The sequence below is a fragment of the Pantoea sp. CFSAN033090 genome (assembly GCF_001264395.1).
GTDB lineage: Bacteria > Pseudomonadota > Gammaproteobacteria > Enterobacterales > Enterobacteriaceae > Pantoea > Pantoea agglomerans.
On record NZ_LGYX01000021.1, the window covers coordinates 1 to 18842 of the forward strand.

Here is an 18842-nt window from a genome sequence, read left to right on the forward strand (position 1 = left end):
GGGGATGGTGTGCAACATACGAGATGGTGGTGGGAGAAGGATTATTCGGCGCGTTGCGCCTCACCCTGCGGGCCGCGCTGAAGCGCGTTGTCTCGCGATGCTCGACCCGAACCTTAATCGAAGGTTCTCATCCCTCTCCCCGCAGAACAGGAAGCTTAGGTATTATTTTGGGGATGGTGTGCAACATACGAGATGGTGGTGGGAGAAGGATTCGAACCTTCGAAGTCTGTGACGGCAGATTTACAGTCTGCTCCCTTTGGCCGCTCGGGAATCCCACCTGGGATAGTGATGTGGCTTAAGATGATTCAGATTCAGATGGTGGTGGGAGAAGGATTCGAACCTTCGAAGTCTGTGACGGCAGATTTACAGTCTGCTCCCTTTGGCCGCTCGGGAATCCCACCATGGCCTGAATCTTTCTCTCTTAAAGCGGGGCGCATCATACCAAATGCGATAAGGGTGTAAAGCGCCCACTGGCAAAACCGCAACTGTTTGCCCACTTTTTACGCGTAGCGCTGAATCTGCAGACAATTCAGCGCACTGGCTGATTAAAGAATAATCGTGCGGTTGCCGTAAACGAACACGCGCTGCCCCAGCACTTTATACAGTGCGTTGCTCAGGACATTCTTTTCTACGTCGCGACCGGCGCGCATCATCTCATCGGCGGTGTAGCTGTGATCAACGTTTATCACATCCTGCATGATGATTGGGCCTTCATCGAGATTGTCGTTCACATAGTGCGCGGTGGCACCGATGATCTTCACGCCACGTTCATAAGCCTGATGATAGGGACGGGCGCCGATAAAGGCGGGCAGGAAGGAGTGGTGAATATTGATAATCTGGTTCGGATAACGCTGCACAAAGGCGGGCGTCAGGACGCGCATATATTTCGCCAGCACCACGTAATCGGGCTGATAGCGGTCAATCTCTTCCACCATGCGGTTATCGTGCTCTTCCCGCGTCAGTCCCTCATGGCTCACCAGCACAAACGGAATGTCAAAACGCTCAACCAGCGAACGCAAGGTGTCGTGGTTACCCACTACCGCCGCAATTTCCATATCCAGGCCGCCAAACGCGCTCTTCATTAACAGATCGCCCAGGCAATGCGCCTCTTTAGTGACCAGAATCACCACGCGGCGACGACCGGCGCTGTGCAGTTCCCGGACTGAACCCTGGGGCAGGGCGCTGTCGAGGTCTGCGAGCAGGGTGTTGTCGTTGAAGATTCCTTCCAGTTCGGTACGCATGAAAAAACGCCCGGTGCGATGATCAACAAACTCATTGTTCTGCACGATATTAAGTTCGTGCTTGTAACAAATATTGGTGATTTTGGCGATCAGACCTTTTGCATCGGGACAAATGGTTCGTAAAACTTTTCTTTGCATGGTTTGCGCTTGCATCTCAATCAGAGTCCTGTCAAAGCATTAGGGGTAAAACCGCTGGGGTAGCCGTCAGCTTAACCACAACATTTTTTGTATTTTTTTTCACTGCCGCACGGGCAGCGATCGTTACGCCCCACGGGCGGTGCTGTACCGTCAACATAGTACCAGCGTTGATCCTCACGAAGAAAGCGTGAACATTCATGAATAGCCTGAATGTTGGTTTTCTCGCGGTATCGCGCAAAAAAGGTAACGAAAGCTTCGTTCTCATGGCTTCCATGATTACAACGGGTTACATTCAGGCTGAGCCAGTCGGTTCCTGGAAAACTTTCAGATAAAAGCCCTGACAGCGCCGGATGACGCTTCTCAGGATGCCAGGTCGCAACCAGATAGTCCGCATTATGCTGCACATAAGCGCAATAACGGGATCGCATAAGTTGTTCAGCTGTAACAGGAATCTGGTTACCCTGAAGAAAGGGCTCGCAACATACGCTATACTGCTCTCCGCTACAACATGGGCAGGTTTCTGACACATTATCTCCCGGGAATGATGGGTCGGTTTTACAAGCGCGCTATGTTAGCTGACCCCGTGTTGTGATGCTACGTATTGACGGCAGGACCAGACAGAAATGAGAAAGGTAAAAATTGGATTGGCTCTGGGTTCTGGAGCGGCCAAAGGATGGGCGCACATCGGCGTGATCAACGCGCTGGAGCGTGCAGGTATTGAGATCGACGTCGTTGCGGGCTGCTCTGTCGGGGCATTAGTCGGATCTGCCTATGTGAATAACCGTCTGCCGCTGATGGAAAAATGGGTCAGTGCATTTCGCTACTGGGATGTTATTCGCCTGATGGATGTCTCCTGGCAGCGTGGCGGACTGCTGCGCGGTGAGCGGGTCTTTAGCCATGTTCGTCAGCTGATCCCCAATGACACGATAGAGCACTGTCATAAACCCTTTGGCGTGGTGGCGACTAACCTCAGTACCGGTCGTGAACTCTGGCTGACAGAGGGCGATCTGCATCAGGCAGTACGCGCTTCATGCAGTATGCCAGGTTTATTACCGCCGGTGGGCTACAATGGGTATTGGCTGGTGGATGGTGCCGTAGTCAACCCGGTGCCGATTTCACTTACCCGTGCCCTGGGGGCAGACATTGTTATCGCCGTTGACTTGCAGCATGACGCGCATTTAATGCAGCAGGATCTCTTTTCCGTGACACCACAGAATAGCGAAGAAGAAGCCGCCGCAGCGGCATTGAGTTGGGGTGGGAAGCTGCGTCAGCGTCTGGTGAATTTCAGCCAGCGCCGTGCGTCTCAGTCACCTGGCGCGATGGAGATTATGTCCACCTCTATCCAGGTGCTGGAAAATCGCCTGAAGCGGAATCGCATGGCAGGCGATCCGCCCGATGTTTTGATTCAGCCGGTTTGTCCGCAAATTTCGACGCTGGACTTTCATCGTGCTGAGGAAGCCATTGAAGCAGGCAAGGCCGCCGTAGAGAAGAAAATGGATGAACTATTACCACTGGTCCGTGGCAGATAATCAGGTTGTTCATTCAAAGCGGTGACTTCAGCCAATTCTTAAAGGCGCAACTGCGTTTTATGAACCACTATTGAAATATCTGGTACGCAGGGGGAAAGAATGGAAAAACCACTACTCGGCAAAAAGATACTCATTGTCGAAGATGAGGCTGTTTTCCGTTCGTTGCTGGACCAATTTTTGTTATCGATGGGTGCTGTGACGTTACAAGCGGAAGATGGTCTGGAAGCAATTGCACAACTACAACAGCATACTGTCGACCTGATTATCTGCGATCTGGAAATGCCCCGCATGAGCGGCATCCAGTTCGTTGAGCACATTCGTACCCGCGGCAACATCGTGCCGATTTTAATCATCTCAGCAACCGAGAACATGTCGGATATTGCGCATGTATTGCGTCTTGGGGTGCAGGATGTGCTGCTTAAACCACTTAAAAACTTTGAGCGCTTCCGTGAAGCGGTCTATGAGTGTCTCTATCCCTCTATGTTCACTTCGAAAGTGGAAGAGGATGAACAACTGTTCCAGGACTGGGATGCGCTGGTTCGTGATCCTAAAGCGGCTGCCAAGCTGCTCAAGCAACTCCAGCCACCGGTGCAGCAGACTATTGCCAACTGCCGGGTTAACTATCGTCAGTTGACGATGGCCGAGCAGCCTGGGCTGGTGCTTGATATCGCGGCGCTCTCCGATAAAGATCTGGCGTTCTACTGTCTGGACGTGACCCGTGCCGGTGATAATGGCGTGCTGGCAGCGTTGCTGCTGCGGGCGCTGTTCAATGGCCTGCTGCAGGAGCAACTGACCGGGCAGAAACAGCGTCTGCCGGAACTTAATGGGCTGCTCAGACAGGTCAATCTGTTACTGCGCCAGGCGAACCTGAGCGGCCAGTTCCCGTTACTGGTTGGGTACTATCATCGCGGATTAAAGAACTTAATTCTGGTTTCGGCCGGATTGAACGCCACACTCCATGTTCATGCCCATCAGATTCAGCTCAGCAATGGTGTCCCCCTTGGCACTATGGGCAGCACCCATCTTAACCAGATCAGTCAGCGCGCAGAAAACTGGCAATGCCACGTCTGGGGCGCGGGCGGGCGCATTCGGCTGATGCTATCGACGGAAGAATAAGCCGTAAAAACAGAGGAATTCTGGCGCTGAGGACAGGGCCAGAGTTTAGCTTTACAGTTGGGTAATAGTCTTAATTTCGACGGTTTGGTGCCTTCCAGGATAAATCCGTTCGATACTAACTGATATACTCATTTCCGATTTTAAACCGACATATCAAGTATTAACTTGAACGGCCTATAAGAGAGGTATCTTAATGTCTGCCAATAATACCAAAGTAAAAAAAGCGGTAATCCCGGTAGCGGGTTTGGGTACGCGTATGCTCCCGGCTACCAAAGCGATTCCTAAAGAAATGTTACCGCTGGTTGATAAGCCGTTAATCCAGTATGTCGTTAACGAGTGTATCGCTGCTGGCATCAACGAAATTGTGCTGGTAACGCATTCATCAAAAAATGCCATCGAAAACCACTTTGATACCAGCTTCGAACTGGAATCAATGCTGGAAAAACGCGTTAAGCGTCAGCTGCTGGATGAAATCCAGTCAATCTGCCCGCCACACGTCACCATCATGCAGGTTCGTCAGGGCATCGCTAAAGGTCTGGGTCACGCTGTAATGTGTGCACACCCACTGATCGGTGATGAGCCGTTTGCGGTTATCCTGCCAGACGTCATCATCGACGAATATGAATCTAACCCAACCAAAGATAACCTGGCAGAGATGCTGAGCCGTTATGAAGAGTCTGGCCGCAGCCAGATCATGGTTGAGCCGGTTGCCGATGTGACTGCATACGGTGTTGTCGATTGCCAGGGCGCAGAACTGAACCCAGGCGACAGCGCACCAATGGTCGGTGTGGTTGAGAAGCCTAAAGCGTCAGAATCCCCATCAAACCTGGCCGTTGTAGGTCGTTATGTTCTCTCTTCAGAGATCTGGCCACTGCTGGCTAAAACGCCTCCAGGTGCAGGCGGCGAAGTTCAGCTGACTGACTCCATTGCAATGCTGATGGAAAAAGAGACAGTTGAAGCATATCACCTGAAAGGCGTCAGCCATGACTGTGGTAACAAACTGGGCTACATGCAGGCTTTCGTTGAGTACGGTGTTCGTCATCCGGTATTGGGCAAAGATTTTTCTGAATGGCTCGATGGCGCAGTTGGCAACAAAAAGTAATTCATAAACACAGGATAACTCGATGAAAGTCACTGTATTTGGTATCGGCTATGTCGGTCTGGTTCAGGCTGCGGTGTTAGCCGAAGTCGGACATGACGTTCTCTGCATTGATGTCGACGAAAACAAAGTCGAAAATCTGAAAAAAGGCATCATTCCTATTTTCGAACCAGGTTTAACGCCGCTGGTAATGTCCAATTACGAAGCGGGTCGTCTGAAGTTCAGCACTGATGCTGAGATGGGCGTAAACCATGGTGTTATGCAGTTTATTGCAGTTGGTACTCCACCAGATGAAGACGGCTCTGCCGATCTGAAATATGTGACCGCCGTAGCGCGCACCATTGCGCAGCATATGAACGATCACAAAGTGGTTATCGACAAATCAACCGTTCCGGTTGGCACAGCAGACAAAGTTCGTGCGGTAATGACGGAAGCGCTGAAAGCGCGTGACGCCAACATCACTTTTGATGTGGTATCTAACCCGGAATTCCTCAAAGAAGGTGCTGCAGTCAATGACTGTATGCGTCCAGAACGTATCGTTGTCGGTACTGACAACGACGACGTGGTAGAACTGTTACGCGAGCTCTATGAGCCGTTTAACCGTAACCACGATCGTATGATCATGATGGATATCCGCAGCGCAGAGCTGACCAAGTATGCAGCAAACTGCATGCTGGCCACCAAAATCAGCTTTATGAATGAGATGTCTAACCTGGCTGAACGTTTAGGCGCGGATATTGAAAAAGTACGCCAGGGCATCGGTTCCGATCCCCGCATTGGCTACCACTTTATCTATCCTGGCTGTGGTTACGGCGGCTCCTGCTTCCCGAAAGATGTGCAGGCGTTAATCCGTACCGCTGAGTCAATTGGCTATCAGCCACGTCTGTTGCAGGCCGTGGAAGATGTGAATGACAACCAGAAAAACAAGCTGCCAACCTTTATCAAACGTCATTTTGGTGACGATCTGAAAGGTAAAACGTTTGCGCTCTGGGGCCTGTCATTTAAGCCGAACACTGACGACATGCGTGAAGCCTCCAGCCGTGTGCTGATGGAAACGCTGTGGGAAGCTGGCGCATCTGTTCAGGCGTTTGACCCTGAAGCGATGGATGAAGCACAGCGTATCTACGGTCACCGCAGCGATCTTAAGCTGATGGGTACCAAAGAAGCCGCACTGCAGGGCGCTGACGGTCTGGTCATCTGTACGGAGTGGCAAAACTTCCGTGCGCCTGACTTCGACATCATCAAAAATGCACTGAAAGAAGCCGTGATTTTTGATGGTCGTAACCTGTATGATCCAGAGCGTATCAGCAAACGCGGTTTCGTTTATTATGCAATCGGCCGCGGAGCGTCTATTCAAACTGCATAATTAACGAGGGATTTATGAACTTTCTGGTCACCGGCGCCGCAGGTTTTATTGGTTTTCATGTCAGCCAGCGTCTGCTGGCCGCCGGTCACCAGGTTGTCGGTATCGACAACCTGAATGATTATTACGACGTAAATCTCAAGCATGCCCGTCTCAATTTAATTAAGGCCGATCCTGGTTTTACTTTTATTGAGATGGACCTGGCGGACCGTGACGCAATGGCGTCACTGTTCGATCAGCAAAAATTCCAGCGCGTTATCCATCTTGGCGCTCAGGCTGGTGTCCGGTATTCCATTGAAAATCCTCATGCCTACGCAGACTCCAATCTGACGGGTCACCTCAATATCCTTGAAGGTTGCCGTCATCATAAAATTGAACATCTGCTCTACGCCTCATCCAGTTCAGTCTATGGTCTGAATCGCAAGATGCCGTTCTCAACCGAAGATAGCGTTGATCATCCGGTTTCTTTATATGCAGCGACCAAAAAAGCTAACGAGCTAATGTCACACACTTACTCGCATCTCTATCAGCTGCCGACCACTGGATTGCGCTTCTTTACGGTCTATGGCCCGTGGGGCCGTCCGGATATGGCGTTATTCAAATTCACCCGTGCAATGATTGCCGGTGAGGCGATTGACGTATATAACCAGGGCCAGATGAAACGCGACTTTACCTATATTGACGATATTGCTGAAGCCATTGTTCGCCTGCAGGATGTTATTCCACAACAGGACGACAACTGGACAGTTGAAACCGGATCGCCGGCAACCAGTTCAGCGCCTTATCGTGTTTATAATATTGGAAACAGTCAGCCTGTCACGTTGATGAGCTATATCGAAGCGATTGAAAAAGCCCTGGGCATTACTGCGAAGAAAAATCTGATGCCAATGCAGCCTGGAGATGTACTGGAAACCAGTGCGGATACCGAAGCCTTGTTTAAGGCAATTGGATTCAAACCGCAGACCGGGGTGGAAGAGGGCGTTAAAAACTTTGTGGACTGGTACCGCGACTTTTACCGCGTCTGAGTATCTGATTAAAAGAAAAAAGGAAGCTCCGGCTTCCTTTTTTATTGCGCATCAGGCTGCCAGGAAGGCAGTCACCCTGCGGGTCTTTACAGTAAAAAATCGTCCAGCTTTTTACCCTGTTCTTCCAGCGCTTTTTTAATCACGGCCGGTGTGCGGCCCTGACCGGTCCAGGTTCTGGACTCGCCTTTTTCATCGGTGTAACCATATTTAGCCGGACGTACTGAGCGTTTACCTTTTGCCGCAGTCCGTGTGTCGGTCAGCGTGTTAATCAGTTCATTCGGGTCAATACCATCAGCCAGTAGCATTTCACGATACTGATTAAGTTTACGCGTGCGTTCTTCATTTTCTGCCTGAAAATGAGACTCTTCTTCGCGGCGCTCTTTTACTACTACGTCCAGCTTTTCCAGCATCTCTTCCAGTATTTCAACGGAATACTCTCTGGCCTGGGCGCGCAGCGTACGGATATTATTAAGAACTTTTAGTGCTTCGCTCATTGTCCTGGTCTCTGAATAAGGGAAAAGTTGTGTTGCCCGCTAATAGTAGTGGCGACATAAAATAACTGCAATCATAAAAATATGTATATCACTAATTACCCACGTGACTAAAAATAATTTTCACCAGAAAATTGCACAGTTGTGCAGAATAAAAATATTTTCCTTTAGTCCGATATCAAATAAATTTAATGTATTCAGGTCAGCAACAAAAATGTCATTGCTTTTGTTGCGGGTAAAATAAGCAAAACTTATCCCGTTCGGCACTGCACTTAACAGGCGCTGGAAACGGCATGCAGAGGAATAAACGGCCAGTCGTTACACTTTATTCATTCATCAACCGCAACGTATTGCCGCCGCTTTGTGGTAATATGCGCGCCATTCCATTCAGTCCTGATGAAGATACGCGCCGATGGCTCAACTCTATTTCTATTACTCTGCCATGAATGCAGGGAAATCAACCGCACTGCTACAATCCTCATATAACTATCATGAGCGCGGCATGCGTTCACTGGTTTACACCGCTGAAATCGATAATCGCTTTGGTGCCGGGCAGGTGAGTTCCCGTATCGGACTATCGTCACCGGCCTTGCTATACAACGCAGAGACATCACTCTACAGCGACATCGCTGCTGAACATGCCGTTCAGCCTGTCCATTGCGTGCTGGTTGATGAGAGTCAGTTCCTGACCCGTGAGCAGGTTAAAGCGCTGTCAGATGTCGTAGACGACCTTGATATCCCGGTGCTCTGTTATGGTCTGCGCACGGATTTTCGCGGTGAACTGTTTGTTGGCAGTCAGTATCTGCTGGCGTGGGCAGATAAGCTGGTTGAACTCAAAACTATTTGTCACTGTGGGCGCAAGGCCAGTATGGTTCTGCGACTGGATAGCGAGGGCAAACCTTTCAGTGAGGGTGAGCAGGTGGTGATTGGCGGTAACGAACGTTATATCTCAGTCTGCCGTAAGCATTATAAACAGGCGATAGAGCAGGGATCGTTGCAGGCGATCCATGGCGCTCAGACTCCGCTGAATTAACCCTATTATTCAGGCAATAAAAAACCCGCCGAAGCGGGTTTTTTTATCAGACAGTCAGAACGGCACTATCAGACTTTTTTGGCTTTCTTCTCAAGCTTAATACCTTTTACCGGCTGCTCAGCAATGGCTTCGGCTACGCTTGAGAACGGTTCGACAAATTCACGACCGTAGTAGGTATCAAGCATAATCTGTTTCAGTTCAGCAATCAGCGGATAACGTGGGTTAGCGCCGGTACACTGGTCATCAAACGCATCATCGGCCAGTTTATCGACTTTCGCCAGGAAGTCCGCTTCCTGCACACCCGCCTCACGGATAGAGGTTGGAATACCAAGTTCAGTTTTAATCTCATCAAGCCAGGCGAGCAGCTTCTCAATTTTCTGCGCGGTGCGGTCGCCTGGTGCGCTCAGACCCAGATGGTCAGCAATCTCGGCGTAGCGACGGCGCGCCTGAGGGCGATCGTACTGGCTGAAAGCGGTCTGTTTAGTCGGGTTGTCATTCGCGTTGTAGCGAATAACGTTAGAGATTAACAGGGCGTTGGCCAGGCCGTGTGGGATATGGAACTCTGAACCCAGCTTATGCGCCATTGAGTGACAAACCCCGAGGAAGGCGTTGGCAAACGCAATACCGGCGATAGTGGCGGCATTGTGTACGCGCTCACGCGCCACCGGATTTTTGGCGCCTTCGGCATAGCTGGCTGGCAGATTCTCTTTCAGCAGTTTCAGCGCCTGCAGCGCCTGTCCGTCAGAGTATTCATTCGCCAGTACTGAAACATAAGCTTCCAGCGCGTGTGTCACGGCATCCAGACCGCCGAAGGCGCAGAGTGAACGCGGCATATCCATCACCAGGTTGGCATCGACAATCGCCATATCAGGCGTCAGTGCGTAGTCAGCGAGCGGATATTTCTGACCCGTCGCATCATCGGTCACTACAGCAAACGGCGTGACTTCAGAACCGGTACCGGACGTGGTGGTGATGGCAATCATGCGCGCTTTGACACCCATTTTCGGGAACTTGTAGATACGTTTACGGATATCCATGAAACGTAACGCCAGCTCCTCGAAGTGAGTTTCCGGATGTTCGTACATCACCCACATGATTTTCGCGGCATCCATCGGTGAGCCACCGCCCAGCGCGATGATGACATCCGGTTTGAAGCTGTTCATCTGCTCAGCACCTTTACGCACGATGCTCAGCGTCGGGTCAGCTTCAACTTCGAAGAACACTTCCGTTTCAATGCCGTGTGATTTCAGCACGCGGGTAACCTGGTCGGCATAGCCGTTATTGAACAGGAAGCGGTCAGTGACGATAAAGGCACGTTTCGCGCCATCCGTTGCCACTTCTTCCAGCGCAATTGGCAGTGAACCCCGACGGAAGTAGATGGATTTAGGAAGTTTATGCCACAACATATTCTCAGCTCGCTTGGCGACAGTTTTGGTATTGATCAGATGTTTTGGACCGACGTTCTCTGAAATAGAGTTTCCGCCCCACGAACCACAACCCAGCGTCAGAGACGGCGCCAGTTTAAAGTTGTAGAGGTCGCCGATACCGCCCTGCGAGGCGGGGGTGTTGATCAGAATACGCGCGGTTTTCATTTTGTCGCCGAAGTAGTGAACGCGTTCGGTCTGGTTGTCCTGATCGGTATAGAGACAGGAGGTGTGGCCGATACCGCCCATGGCGACCAGTTTTTCTGCTTTCGCGACCGCATCCTGGAAATCTTTCGCCCGATACATCGCAAGGGTTGGTGAGAGTTTTTCATGAGCGAACGGCTCAGACTCATCCACCAGCTTCACTTCGCCAATCAGAATCTTAGTGCTCGGTGGCACGCTGATACCGGCCATCTCCGCAATTTTGAACGCTGGCTGGCCTACGATAGCCGCATTCAGGCCGCCGTTTTTCAGAATAATATTCTGCACCGCGCTCAGTTCGGCACCCTGCAGCATATAACCGCCGTGGCTGGCGAAACGTTCACGCACCGCGTCATAGACTGAATCGACCACAATCACCGATTGTTCAGAGGCGCAGATAACCCCGTTATCAAAGGTTTTCGACATCAGAATCGACGCAACCGCACGTTTCAGATCGGCGGTTTCATCAATCACGACCGGCGTATTACCCGCACCGACACCAATCGCAGGTTTACCGGAGCTGTAAGCCGCTTTCACCATGCCCGGACCGCCAGTGGCGAGAATCAGGTTGATGTCAGGGTGGTGCATCAGTTGATTGGACAGCTCAACGGAAGGTGCGTCGATCCAGCCGATAATATCTTTTGGCGCACCGGCAGCCACCGCCGCCTGCAGCACGATATCTGCCGCTCTGTTGGTCGCATCTTTGGCTCGTGGATGGGGAGAGAAGATGATGCCGTTACGGGTTTTAAGGCTGATTAATGCTTTGAAGATGGCGGTTGAAGTGGGGTTGGTCGTCGGGACGATACCGCAAATCAGGCCAATAGGTTCGGCGATGGTAATGGTGCCGAAAGTATCATCCGTGGCTAACACACCACAGGTTTTTTCATCTTTATAAGCGTTGTAGATATATTCTGAAGCAAAATGGTTTTTGATCACTTTGTCTTCGACGATGCCCATACCGGATTCGGCAACGGCCATCTTGGCAAGCGGGATTCGGGCGTCTGCGGCGGCGAGGGCGGCGGCACGGAAGATAGCGTCGACCTGTTGTTGAGAAAAGTTGGCATATTCACGCTGGGCTTTTTTTACACGTTCAACCAGTGCATTAAGTTCGGCGACATTGGTTACGGCCATGGTGTTCTCCTGAAGGAAGTTAAACTTTTTTAGTAAACAATCCTGCGCCATGAGTATAGTCACGTTGCCATAAGGCGCTGGACTGGATTAGAACGCCCGGATTTTCAACTGTTTACTGAACTAGTCTTCTGTTGCAGTCAGTGAGGTTTTCTTCGCTGACGCTAATACTTCCGTTGCGAAAAGATTACCTGGTTTGGGGTAGGGCAATTTTGATGCAGATCAATTTAACCGCAAGCTGACACCTTTCAGCTCCCCTTTGCGCCCTTTGTTTATCAAATTGGTTACCTCTTCACGTCATCAGCCTGGTAGCGGCTAAATCCAGTCACTTTTTAATCTCTGGGGTAAAGCGCTGGATGCTCCGTCATTCAACAGTATAAATAGCTGAGTCAGCATCTGGCGTCCGTGCCTGTTTTCACATACATTAGGCGCGTTTTCCCCCCCTGTAGTACGGAGTAAAGTCGTGAACCCTGCGCTGTTAGATTTATCAGGCTATATAAAATTTTTTGTCGGGCTTTTTGCGCTGGTCAATCCGGTGGGAATTATTCCGGTCTTCATCAGCATGACCCGTTATCAGGGGGTGGCTGAGCGTAACAAAACCAACCTCACTGCCAATCTGGCGGTTGCTATTATTCTCTGGACGTCACTGTTCCTTGGGGATGCGATTCTGCATGTGTTTGGCATCTCGATTGACTCCTTCCGCATCGCGGGTGGGATCCTGGTCGTCACCATTGCGATGTCGATGATCAGCGGCAAGCTGGGCGAAGATAAGCAGAATAAGCAGGAGAAGTCAGAAACGGCGATTCGTGAAAGTGTGGGGGTTGTGCCGCTGGCGTTGCCTCTGATGGCGGGGCCGGGTGCTATCAGCTCGACCATTGTCTGGAGCACCCGCTACCACAGCTGGATAAATCTGCTGGGGTTCACTCTGGCGATTGCGATCTTTGCATTCTGCTGCTGGTTACTCTTCCGGGCCGCGCCGTTAATGGTGCGTATTCTTGGCCAGACCGGTATCAACGTCATTACGCGTATTATGGGTCTGTTACTGATGGCACTGGGCATCGAATTTGTTGTCACCGGCATGAAGTCCATTTTTCCCGGCTTACTCAATTAAACGCTCACTTATTTCAGAGAGTGAAGTGAAATAATGATCCTTAATGGTGCAGGAGGGGCATTTTATGCACCATTACGATGCAATTATTCGTTGTGCTTAACAGAATCAGGCAATTATAAATTTCATTACTGCGCGCTGGCTCACAGACTTTTTTCTGCGAAATAATGTCACTATTTTCACACGATATTCTGCTCTCTATTTTCGTGTAAGCCTCACAAACTGCCAGAATAATCACGCTATCTTAAATTTCATCACGCTGAAGCCAGATTCCCCAATATAAGTGCCAAAAAAGAGGCTGTTTGTCGCTGCTTTCCGCTCCTGAGAGGGGTTTCCAGCTAAATAGTCTATTTTTCATATCGATATGATATTTTCAGGACGAAAATTAACACTTCCGCTGCCTGACTTCTCATGATAAAAGAGAATTAGTTAACATTTTAGCTATTTTGCTTTGGCGCGCCTTCGCGGCTTCTGATAATTTTTGGCCCAACGTAAAATTTTTTCTCCGAAAGCCCAAAGTGAGAACGCTTTTTGCTTAAGCCTGTCGGGATACTTAATTTAAGGTTGGCGTTTCGCATGATTGGGATGAAGAATTTGCAGCAGCAGCGGTCAAAACTCGCAGTCGTTTTGTTAATGGCATTTTCTCCGGCCTATGCCGCCACGGTGCCGCCGGGTACAACACTGGCCGCGCAGCAACAGATTGTGATCAATAACGGCAGTGAAGTCTCCTCGCTGGATCCGCATAAAACCGAAGGCGTGCCGGAATCCAATATTATTCTCAACCTGCTGGACGGCCTGGTCAATACCGATAACAGCGGGCAGGTCGTTCCTGGCGTCGCTAAAAGCTGGGAAAACCCGCAACCCACCGTCTGGATTTTTAATCTGCGGGAGGATGCGAAGTGGAGCAACGGTGAGCCGGTTACCGCCGCTGATTTCGTCTACAGCTGGCGCCGTCTGGTGGACCCGAAAACCGCGTCGCCTTACTCCAGCTATCTGCAGGCAGCCCATTTTGCCAATATTGATGCCATCGTTGCCGGTAAAGCGTCACCCGATCAGCTGGGCGTGAAGGCGCTGGATGCCCATCGGCTGCAAATTACCCTGAGTGAGCCGGTGCCTTACCTGGTGGCGATGTTAGCGCATACGGCGATGAAGCCGGTTTATGCGCCAGCCATTAAGCAGTGGGGCGAAGCCTGGACCCGCCCGGGTCACTACATCGGCAACGGCGCCTACACGCTGAGCGACTGGGTAGTGAATGAAAAAATTGTCGTGAAGCGCAATCCTCGCTACTGGGATAATGCGCACACCGTGATTGAACAGGGGACATTCCTGCCGATCGCCTCTGAAAACAGCGATATTAATCGCTACCGCAGCGGCGGCACGGATATTACCAACAGTGCGGTGCCACCAGAGATGTTTGGCAAGCTGCGCAAAGAGCTGGGCGATGAAGTGAAGGTCAGCCCGCTGCTCTGCACCTTCTACTACGAGATTAATAACAAAAAGCCGCCGTTTACCGATGCGCGGGTGCGTGCCGCGCTGAAGATGACCCTCGATCGCGAGGTCATTGCCAATAAGATCATGGCCCAGGGGCAGATTCCGGCTTACAGCCTGACGCCGCCTTTCACCGCCGGTATCAAACTCACTCCACCTGCCTGGTTCACCTGGACGCAGGCGCAGCGTAATGAAGCCGCGAAGAAGCTGCTGGCAGAGGCCGGCTTTGATGCTGCCCATCCGCTGACCTTTACGCTGCTCTACAACACTTCCGATCAGAACAAACGGCAGGCGATTGCGGCCGCGTCGATGTGGCAGAAAAACCTGGGTGCTAAGGTGACGCTGCAGAATCAGGAGTGGAAAACCATGCTGGAGACCCGTCATCAGGCGCAGTATGACGTGGTGCGCGCCACCTGGTGTGCCGACTACAACGAACCCTCAACCTTCCTGAACATGCTGATCAGCAACGCCTCGATCAACACCGCGTTTTACAGCAGCGCGACCTTTGATCGTCTGATGGCGGAGACGCTGACGGCGGGCAGCGAGGCGCAGCGCGCCAGCCTGTATCAGCAGGCTGAAACACAACTCGACAAAGACTCACCAATTGTGCCAGTTTACTACCGCGTAAGTGTGCGCCTGGTGAAGCCCTGGGTTGGCGGCTTCACGGGCAAAGACCCGCAGGACATGACAGACCTGAAGTACTATTTCATCAAAAAACACTGATCTGATCGCCTGTTCGGCGAGACAGTCGGAAAGCGCATCAGCAAACAGACCTTTTTTTGGGGTCAATCTCCCTGGTAACAGGCCAGGGAGCCCGCAGACGGGGGACGCCGGGGCAGAGCATCGCCACGGTGACGATAATAAAACTGGAGTGTAATAATGAACAACATCACGAAAAAAAGCCTGATTGCAGCGGGCGTTTTCGCCGCAGTGAGTGCGCTGGCAGGGAATGCGGCTTTCGCAGCAACAGTGCCTGCGGGCGTTGAGCTGGCCGCAAAACAGGAGCTGGTTCGCGGCAATGGCGATGAAGTGCAGTCGCTCGATCCGCACAAAATTGAAGGTGTGCCGGAAGACAACGTAGCGCGTGATCTTTACGAAGGTCTGCTGGTCAATGACAGCAACGGTAAACCGATCCCGGCCGTAGCGGAAAGCTATGAAAATAAAGATTTCAAAGTGTGGACTTTCCACTTACGTAAAAATGCCAAATGGTCCAATGGCGAGCCGGTCACCGCGCAGGACTTCGTCTACAGCTGGGAGCGTCTGGTCGATCCTAAAACCGCCTCACCGTATGCCAGCTATCCGCAGTATGGTCATATCCTGAACGTCGATGACATCATCGCCGGTAAAAAACCAGTTACCGATCTGGGCGTAAAAGCTATTGATGACCACACGCTGGAAGTCACCCTGAGCGAGCCGGTTCCCTATTTTGATAAGCTGCTGATTAACTCCGTCATGTCACCGGTTTACAAACCGGCGATTGAGAAATTTGGCGATCAGTGGACGCAGCCGCAGAACTGGGTCGGCAACGGTGCCTTTAAGCTTGAAGCGCACGTGATTAACGAACGTATCACCCTGGTGCGTAACCCGAACTACTGGGACAATGAGCATACGGTGCTGAACAAAGTCACCTTCCTGCCGATCAGTTCAGAAGTCAGTGACGTTAACCGTTACTTCTCCGAGAACGGCAGCGACATGACCTATAACAACCTGCCGATTGAGCTGTTTAAAAAGCTGCAGCGTGACAACGGTAAAGAGCTGCACGTCGATCCATATCTCTGCACCTATTACTACGAAATCAACAACCAGAAAGCGCCATTCACCGATCCGCGCGTGCGCGCTGCCCTGAAGCTGGGTCTGGATCGTGACATCATGGTGAATAAAGTGCTGGCGCAGGGCCAGAAACCTGCCTATAGCTACACGCCACCAGCGACCGACGGCATGGACATTCTGCCGCCAGACTGGTTCAAATGGTCACAGGACAAGCGTAATGCCGAGGCGAAAAAGCTGCTGGCAGAAGCGGGCTACACCGCCGACAAACCGCTGACCTTTAACCTGCTTTATAACACCTCCGATCTGCACAAGAAGCTGGCAATTGCCGCCTCGTCGATCTGGAAGAAAAATATCGGCGTGAACATCAAGCTGGAAAACCAGGAGTGGAAAACCTTCCTGGATACCCGTCATCAGGGTAACTACGATGTTTCCCGTGCGGCATGGTGTGCGGACTACAATGAACCGACTTCCTTCCTGAACACCATGCTGTCCAACAGCAGCAGTAACACCTCGCACTATAAGAGCGATGCGTTTGACAAAGTGATTCGCGACGCGATTAAGGCCCCGGATGCTAAAGCCCGTGCAGCTGACTATCAGCAGGCCGAGCAGATCATGGATAAAGACAGCACCATCGTCCCGGTTTACTACTACGTGAACACCCGTCTGGTGAAACCTTATGTCGGCGGTTATACCGGTAAAGATCCACTGGATAAAACGCTCGATAAAAACTTCTACATCATCAAACACTAATAGCATTCAGGCTATCAGCAGTGGCGGCGCGTCTGGCGCCGCCTTTTAATTTTTTTTATATGTTGTGAAGCAACAGCCTGGTAGGTACGGCAATGTTAAAATTCATCCTGCGTCGCTTGCTTGAAGCGCTCCCGACGCTGTTCGTCCTGATTACCATCTCCTTCTTTATGATGCGACTGGCACCCGGCAGCCCGTTTACTGGCGAGCGCACCCTGGCACCGGAAGTGATGGCCAACATTGAGGCGAAATATCACCTCAACGATCCTATCGGTAAGCAGTATGTCGATTACCTGGTGCAGCTGGCGCACGGCGACTTCGGCCCATCCTTTAAATACAAAGATTATTCGGTCAACTACCTGGTCGCGCATGCGTTCCCGGTCTCGGCCAAACTTGGGCTGGCCGCGTTTCTGCTGGCGGTGGTACTTGGCGTCACGGCCGGAGTTATCGCTGCGCTCAAACAGAACAGCTTGTGGGATTTTGCGGTGATGGGGGTGGCAATGACCGGCGTGGTGATACCCAGCTTCGTGGTCGCGCCGTTGCTGGTTCTGCTGTTCGCCATCACCCTGAAGTGGCTGCCGGGCGGCGGCTGGAATGGCGGGCAGTGGAACTACATGCTGCTGCCGATGGTGGCGCTGTCGCTGGCTTACATCGCCAGTATCGCGCGTATCACCCGTGGATCGATGATTGAAGTGATGCACTCCAACTTTATCCGCACCGCGCGCGCCAAAGGCTTACCGCTGCGCCGCATTGTAATGCGTCATGCGCTGAAGCCCGCGTTGCTGCCGGTGATCTCCTATATGGGACCGGCATTTGTCGGCATCATCACCGGGTCGATGGTGATTGAGTCGATCTACGGTCTGCCGGGCATCGGTCAGCTGTTTGTGAACGGCGCGCTGAACCGTGACTACTCACTGGTGATGAGCCTGACCATTCTGGTTGGTTTGCTGACCATCGTATTCAACGCGATTGTTGACGTGCTCTATGCCGTTATCGATCCCAAAATTCGTTACTGATTGCGGAGTTCGCCATGATGTTAAGTAAGAAAAACAGCGAAGCTCTTGATGCGTTCAGTGAGAAGCTGGAAGTAGAAGGGCGTAGTCTCTGGCAGGACGCGCGTCGTCGTTTTATTCATAACCGCGCTGCCTCCATCAGCCTGCTGGTGCTATTCCTGATCACCCTGTTCGTGATCTTTGCGCCGATGCTGGCGCAGTTCACCTACGACGATACTGACTGGGCCATGATGTCCTCGCCGCCCGATACCACCTCTGGTCACTGGTTCGGCACTGATTCTTCGGGTCGTGACCTGCTGGTGCGTGTGGCTATCGGTGGCCGCATCTCGCTGATGGTGGGCGTGGCTTCTGCGCTGATCGCGGTGATTGTCGGGACGCTCTATGGCTCGATTGCTGGCTATCTCGGCGGTAAAACAGACTCGGTGATGATGCGTATTCTGGAAATCCTTAACTCCTTTCCGTTTATGTTCTTCGTGATCCTGCTGGTGACCTTTTTTGGTCGCAATATCCTGCTGATTTTTGCTGCTATCGGTATGGTTTCGTGGCTCGATATGGCGCGTATTGTGCGTGGCCAGACGCTGAGCCTGAAGCGCAAAGAGTTTATCGAAGCGGCCCATGTGGGTGGGGTATCGACCTGGAAAATCGTGGTGCGCCATATCGTGCCGAACGTGCTGGGCGTGGTGGTAGTTTACGCCTCGCTGCTGGTGCCGAGCATGATCCTGTTTGAATCCTTCCTGAGCTTCCTGGGCCTGGGTACGCAGGAGCCGCTGAGCAGCTGGGGCGCACTCCTCAGCGACGGGGCAAACTCGATGGAAGTGTCGCCGTGGCTGCTGCTCTATCCGGCAGGCTTCCTGGTGGTCACGCTGTTCTGTTTCAACTTTATCGGCGATGGCCTGCGTGATGCCCTCGACCCGAAAGATCGTTAAGG

Annotated in this window: 15 protein-coding genes, 2 tRNA genes and 1 other RNA gene; 11 read left to right on the plus strand and 7 right to left on the minus strand. The window is 51.8% G+C overall.

Going from position 1 to position 18842, the window contains the following annotated elements; genetic code table 11:
• Window positions 1–24 precede the first annotated feature (24 nt).
• The 5 genes from AFL22_RS17625 to AFL22_RS17110 all read right to left on the minus strand — a co-directional run bounded on the left by AFL22_RS17625 (window position 25) and on the right by AFL22_RS17110 (window position 1906).
• A non-coding RNA gene (locus tag AFL22_RS17625) (RtT sRNA) lies at window positions 25–152 on the minus strand.
• Window positions 153–193: 41 nt separating this feature from the next.
• Window positions 194–278, minus strand: a tRNA-Tyr gene (locus AFL22_RS17095).
• Window positions 279–316: 38 nt separating this feature from the next.
• Window positions 317–401 (minus strand) — tRNA-Tyr (locus AFL22_RS17100).
• 144 nt (window positions 402–545) lie between these two features.
• Window positions 546–1394, minus strand: a complete 849-nt coding sequence (gene purU, locus AFL22_RS17105) for a formyltetrahydrofolate deformylase (protein WP_003852258.1) — start codon at window positions 1392–1394, stop codon at window positions 546–548.
• A 56-nt stretch (window positions 1395–1450) separates the two neighbouring features.
• Window positions 1451–1906 carry a YchJ family protein gene (locus tag AFL22_RS17110; RefSeq protein WP_029519106.1) on the minus strand — a complete coding sequence of 152 codons (456 nt, stop codon included), beginning with the start codon at window positions 1904–1906 and terminating at the stop codon, window positions 1451–1453.
• Between the two features lie 96 nt (window positions 1907–2002).
• On the opposite strand from AFL22_RS17110, the gene rssA reads away from it, so the two are divergent.
• The 5 genes from rssA to AFL22_RS17135 all read left to right on the plus strand — a co-directional run bounded on the left by rssA (window position 2003) and on the right by AFL22_RS17135 (window position 7511).
• Complete coding sequence (gene rssA, locus AFL22_RS17115; protein ID WP_010244341.1) at window positions 2003–2908, plus strand: patatin-like phospholipase RssA; 906 nt, start codon at window positions 2003–2005, stop codon at window positions 2906–2908.
• Between the two features lie 99 nt (window positions 2909–3007).
• Window positions 3008–4024: a two-component system response regulator RssB gene (gene rssB, locus AFL22_RS17120; RefSeq protein WP_010244345.1), complete on the plus strand. Its 1017-nt coding sequence runs from the start codon at window positions 3008–3010 to the stop codon at window positions 4022–4024.
• Between the two features lie 193 nt (window positions 4025–4217).
• A complete protein-coding gene (gene galU, locus AFL22_RS17125; RefSeq protein ID WP_008925296.1) occupies window positions 4218–5126 on the plus strand; it encodes a UTP--glucose-1-phosphate uridylyltransferase GalU in 909 nt (302 codons plus the stop codon).
• 22 nt (window positions 5127–5148) lie between these two features.
• Entirely contained in the window at window positions 5149–6489 is a 1341-nt protein-coding gene (locus tag AFL22_RS17130) for a UDP-glucose/GDP-mannose dehydrogenase family protein (protein ID WP_031593141.1), read from the plus strand.
• 14 nt (window positions 6490–6503) lie between these two features.
• Entirely contained in the window at window positions 6504–7511 is a 1008-nt protein-coding gene (locus tag AFL22_RS17135) for an NAD-dependent epimerase (RefSeq protein WP_022625568.1), read from the plus strand.
• Between the two features lie 86 nt (window positions 7512–7597).
• Here the strand turns inward: AFL22_RS17135 and hns are convergent, their stop codons facing one another.
• Entirely contained in the window at window positions 7598–8005 is a 408-nt protein-coding gene (gene hns, locus AFL22_RS17140; protein ID WP_010244359.1) for a histone-like nucleoid-structuring protein H-NS, read from the minus strand.
• Window positions 8006–8414: 409 nt separating this feature from the next.
• Between hns and tdk the strand changes: the two genes are divergently transcribed.
• Window positions 8415–9035, plus strand: a complete 621-nt coding sequence (gene tdk, locus AFL22_RS17145) for a thymidine kinase (RefSeq protein WP_010244362.1) — start codon at window positions 8415–8417, stop codon at window positions 9033–9035.
• A gap of 68 nt (window positions 9036–9103) precedes the next feature.
• Here tdk and adhE read toward each other — a convergent pair whose 3' ends face one another.
• Entirely contained in the window at window positions 9104–11791 is a 2688-nt protein-coding gene (adhE, locus tag AFL22_RS17150) for a bifunctional acetaldehyde-CoA/alcohol dehydrogenase (protein WP_010670264.1), read from the minus strand.
• A gap of 460 nt (window positions 11792–12251) precedes the next feature.
• Here adhE and AFL22_RS17155 point away from each other — a divergent pair, with 460 nt between their 5' ends.
• From AFL22_RS17155 to oppC, 5 genes are all read left to right on the plus strand, one after another.
• Complete coding sequence (locus AFL22_RS17155; protein WP_010244367.1) at window positions 12252–12899, plus strand: YchE family NAAT transporter; 648 nt, start codon at window positions 12252–12254, stop codon at window positions 12897–12899.
• A 582-nt stretch (window positions 12900–13481) separates the two neighbouring features.
• Window positions 13482–15107 (plus strand): ABC transporter substrate-binding protein, encoded by a 1626-nt coding sequence (locus AFL22_RS17160; RefSeq protein ID WP_052271828.1) that lies wholly within the window; start codon window positions 13482–13484, stop codon window positions 15105–15107.
• A 156-nt stretch (window positions 15108–15263) separates the two neighbouring features.
• On the plus strand, window positions 15264–16904 hold the full coding sequence (oppA, locus tag AFL22_RS17165; protein ID WP_010244375.1) for an oligopeptide ABC transporter substrate-binding protein OppA: 1641 nt from the start codon (window positions 15264–15266) through the stop codon (window positions 16902–16904).
• Between the two features lie 92 nt (window positions 16905–16996).
• Window positions 16997–17917 carry an oligopeptide ABC transporter permease OppB gene (gene oppB, locus AFL22_RS17170; RefSeq protein WP_010244379.1) on the plus strand — a complete coding sequence of 307 codons (921 nt, stop codon included), beginning with the start codon at window positions 16997–16999 and terminating at the stop codon, window positions 17915–17917.
• A 14-nt stretch (window positions 17918–17931) separates the two neighbouring features.
• The gene (gene oppC, locus AFL22_RS17175; RefSeq protein ID WP_010244382.1) at window positions 17932–18840 is read left to right on the plus strand and encodes an oligopeptide ABC transporter permease OppC; all 909 of its coding nucleotides are present in this window, start codon (window positions 17932–17934) and stop codon (window positions 18838–18840) included.
• Window positions 18841–18842: the final 2 nt, after the last annotated feature.

Excerpts from the sequence above, each read along its gene's own strand:
- hns (WP_010244359.1), bottom strand. The coding sequence starts at position 8,005 with ATGAGCGAAGCACTAAAAGTTCTTAATAATATCCGTACGCTGCGCGCC.
- AFL22_RS17130 (WP_031593141.1), top strand. The coding sequence starts at position 5,149 with ATGAAAGTCACTGTATTTGGTATCGGCTATGTCGGTCTGGTTCAGGCT.
- oppA (WP_010244375.1), top strand. The coding sequence starts at position 15,264 with ATGAACAACATCACGAAAAAAAGCCTGATTGCAGCGGGCGTTTTCGCC.
- oppC (WP_010244382.1), top strand. The coding sequence starts at position 17,932 with ATGATGTTAAGTAAGAAAAACAGCGAAGCTCTTGATGCGTTCAGTGAG.
- rssB (WP_010244345.1), top strand. The coding sequence starts at position 3,008 with ATGGAAAAACCACTACTCGGCAAAAAGATACTCATTGTCGAAGATGAG.
- purU (WP_003852258.1), bottom strand. The coding sequence starts at position 1,394 with ATGCAAGCGCAAACCATGCAAAGAAAAGTTTTACGAACCATTTGTCCC.
- rssA (WP_010244341.1), top strand. The coding sequence starts at position 2,003 with ATGAGAAAGGTAAAAATTGGATTGGCTCTGGGTTCTGGAGCGGCCAAA.
- oppB (WP_010244379.1), top strand. The coding sequence starts at position 16,997 with ATGTTAAAATTCATCCTGCGTCGCTTGCTTGAAGCGCTCCCGACGCTG.
- adhE (WP_010670264.1), bottom strand. The coding sequence starts at position 11,791 with ATGGCCGTAACCAATGTCGCCGAACTTAATGCACTGGTTGAACGTGTA.
- galU (WP_008925296.1), top strand. The coding sequence starts at position 4,218 with ATGTCTGCCAATAATACCAAAGTAAAAAAAGCGGTAATCCCGGTAGCG.
- AFL22_RS17135 (WP_022625568.1), top strand. The coding sequence starts at position 6,504 with ATGAACTTTCTGGTCACCGGCGCCGCAGGTTTTATTGGTTTTCATGTC.
- tdk (WP_010244362.1), top strand. The coding sequence starts at position 8,415 with ATGGCTCAACTCTATTTCTATTACTCTGCCATGAATGCAGGGAAATCA.
- AFL22_RS17160 (WP_052271828.1), top strand. The coding sequence starts at position 13,482 with ATGAAGAATTTGCAGCAGCAGCGGTCAAAACTCGCAGTCGTTTTGTTA.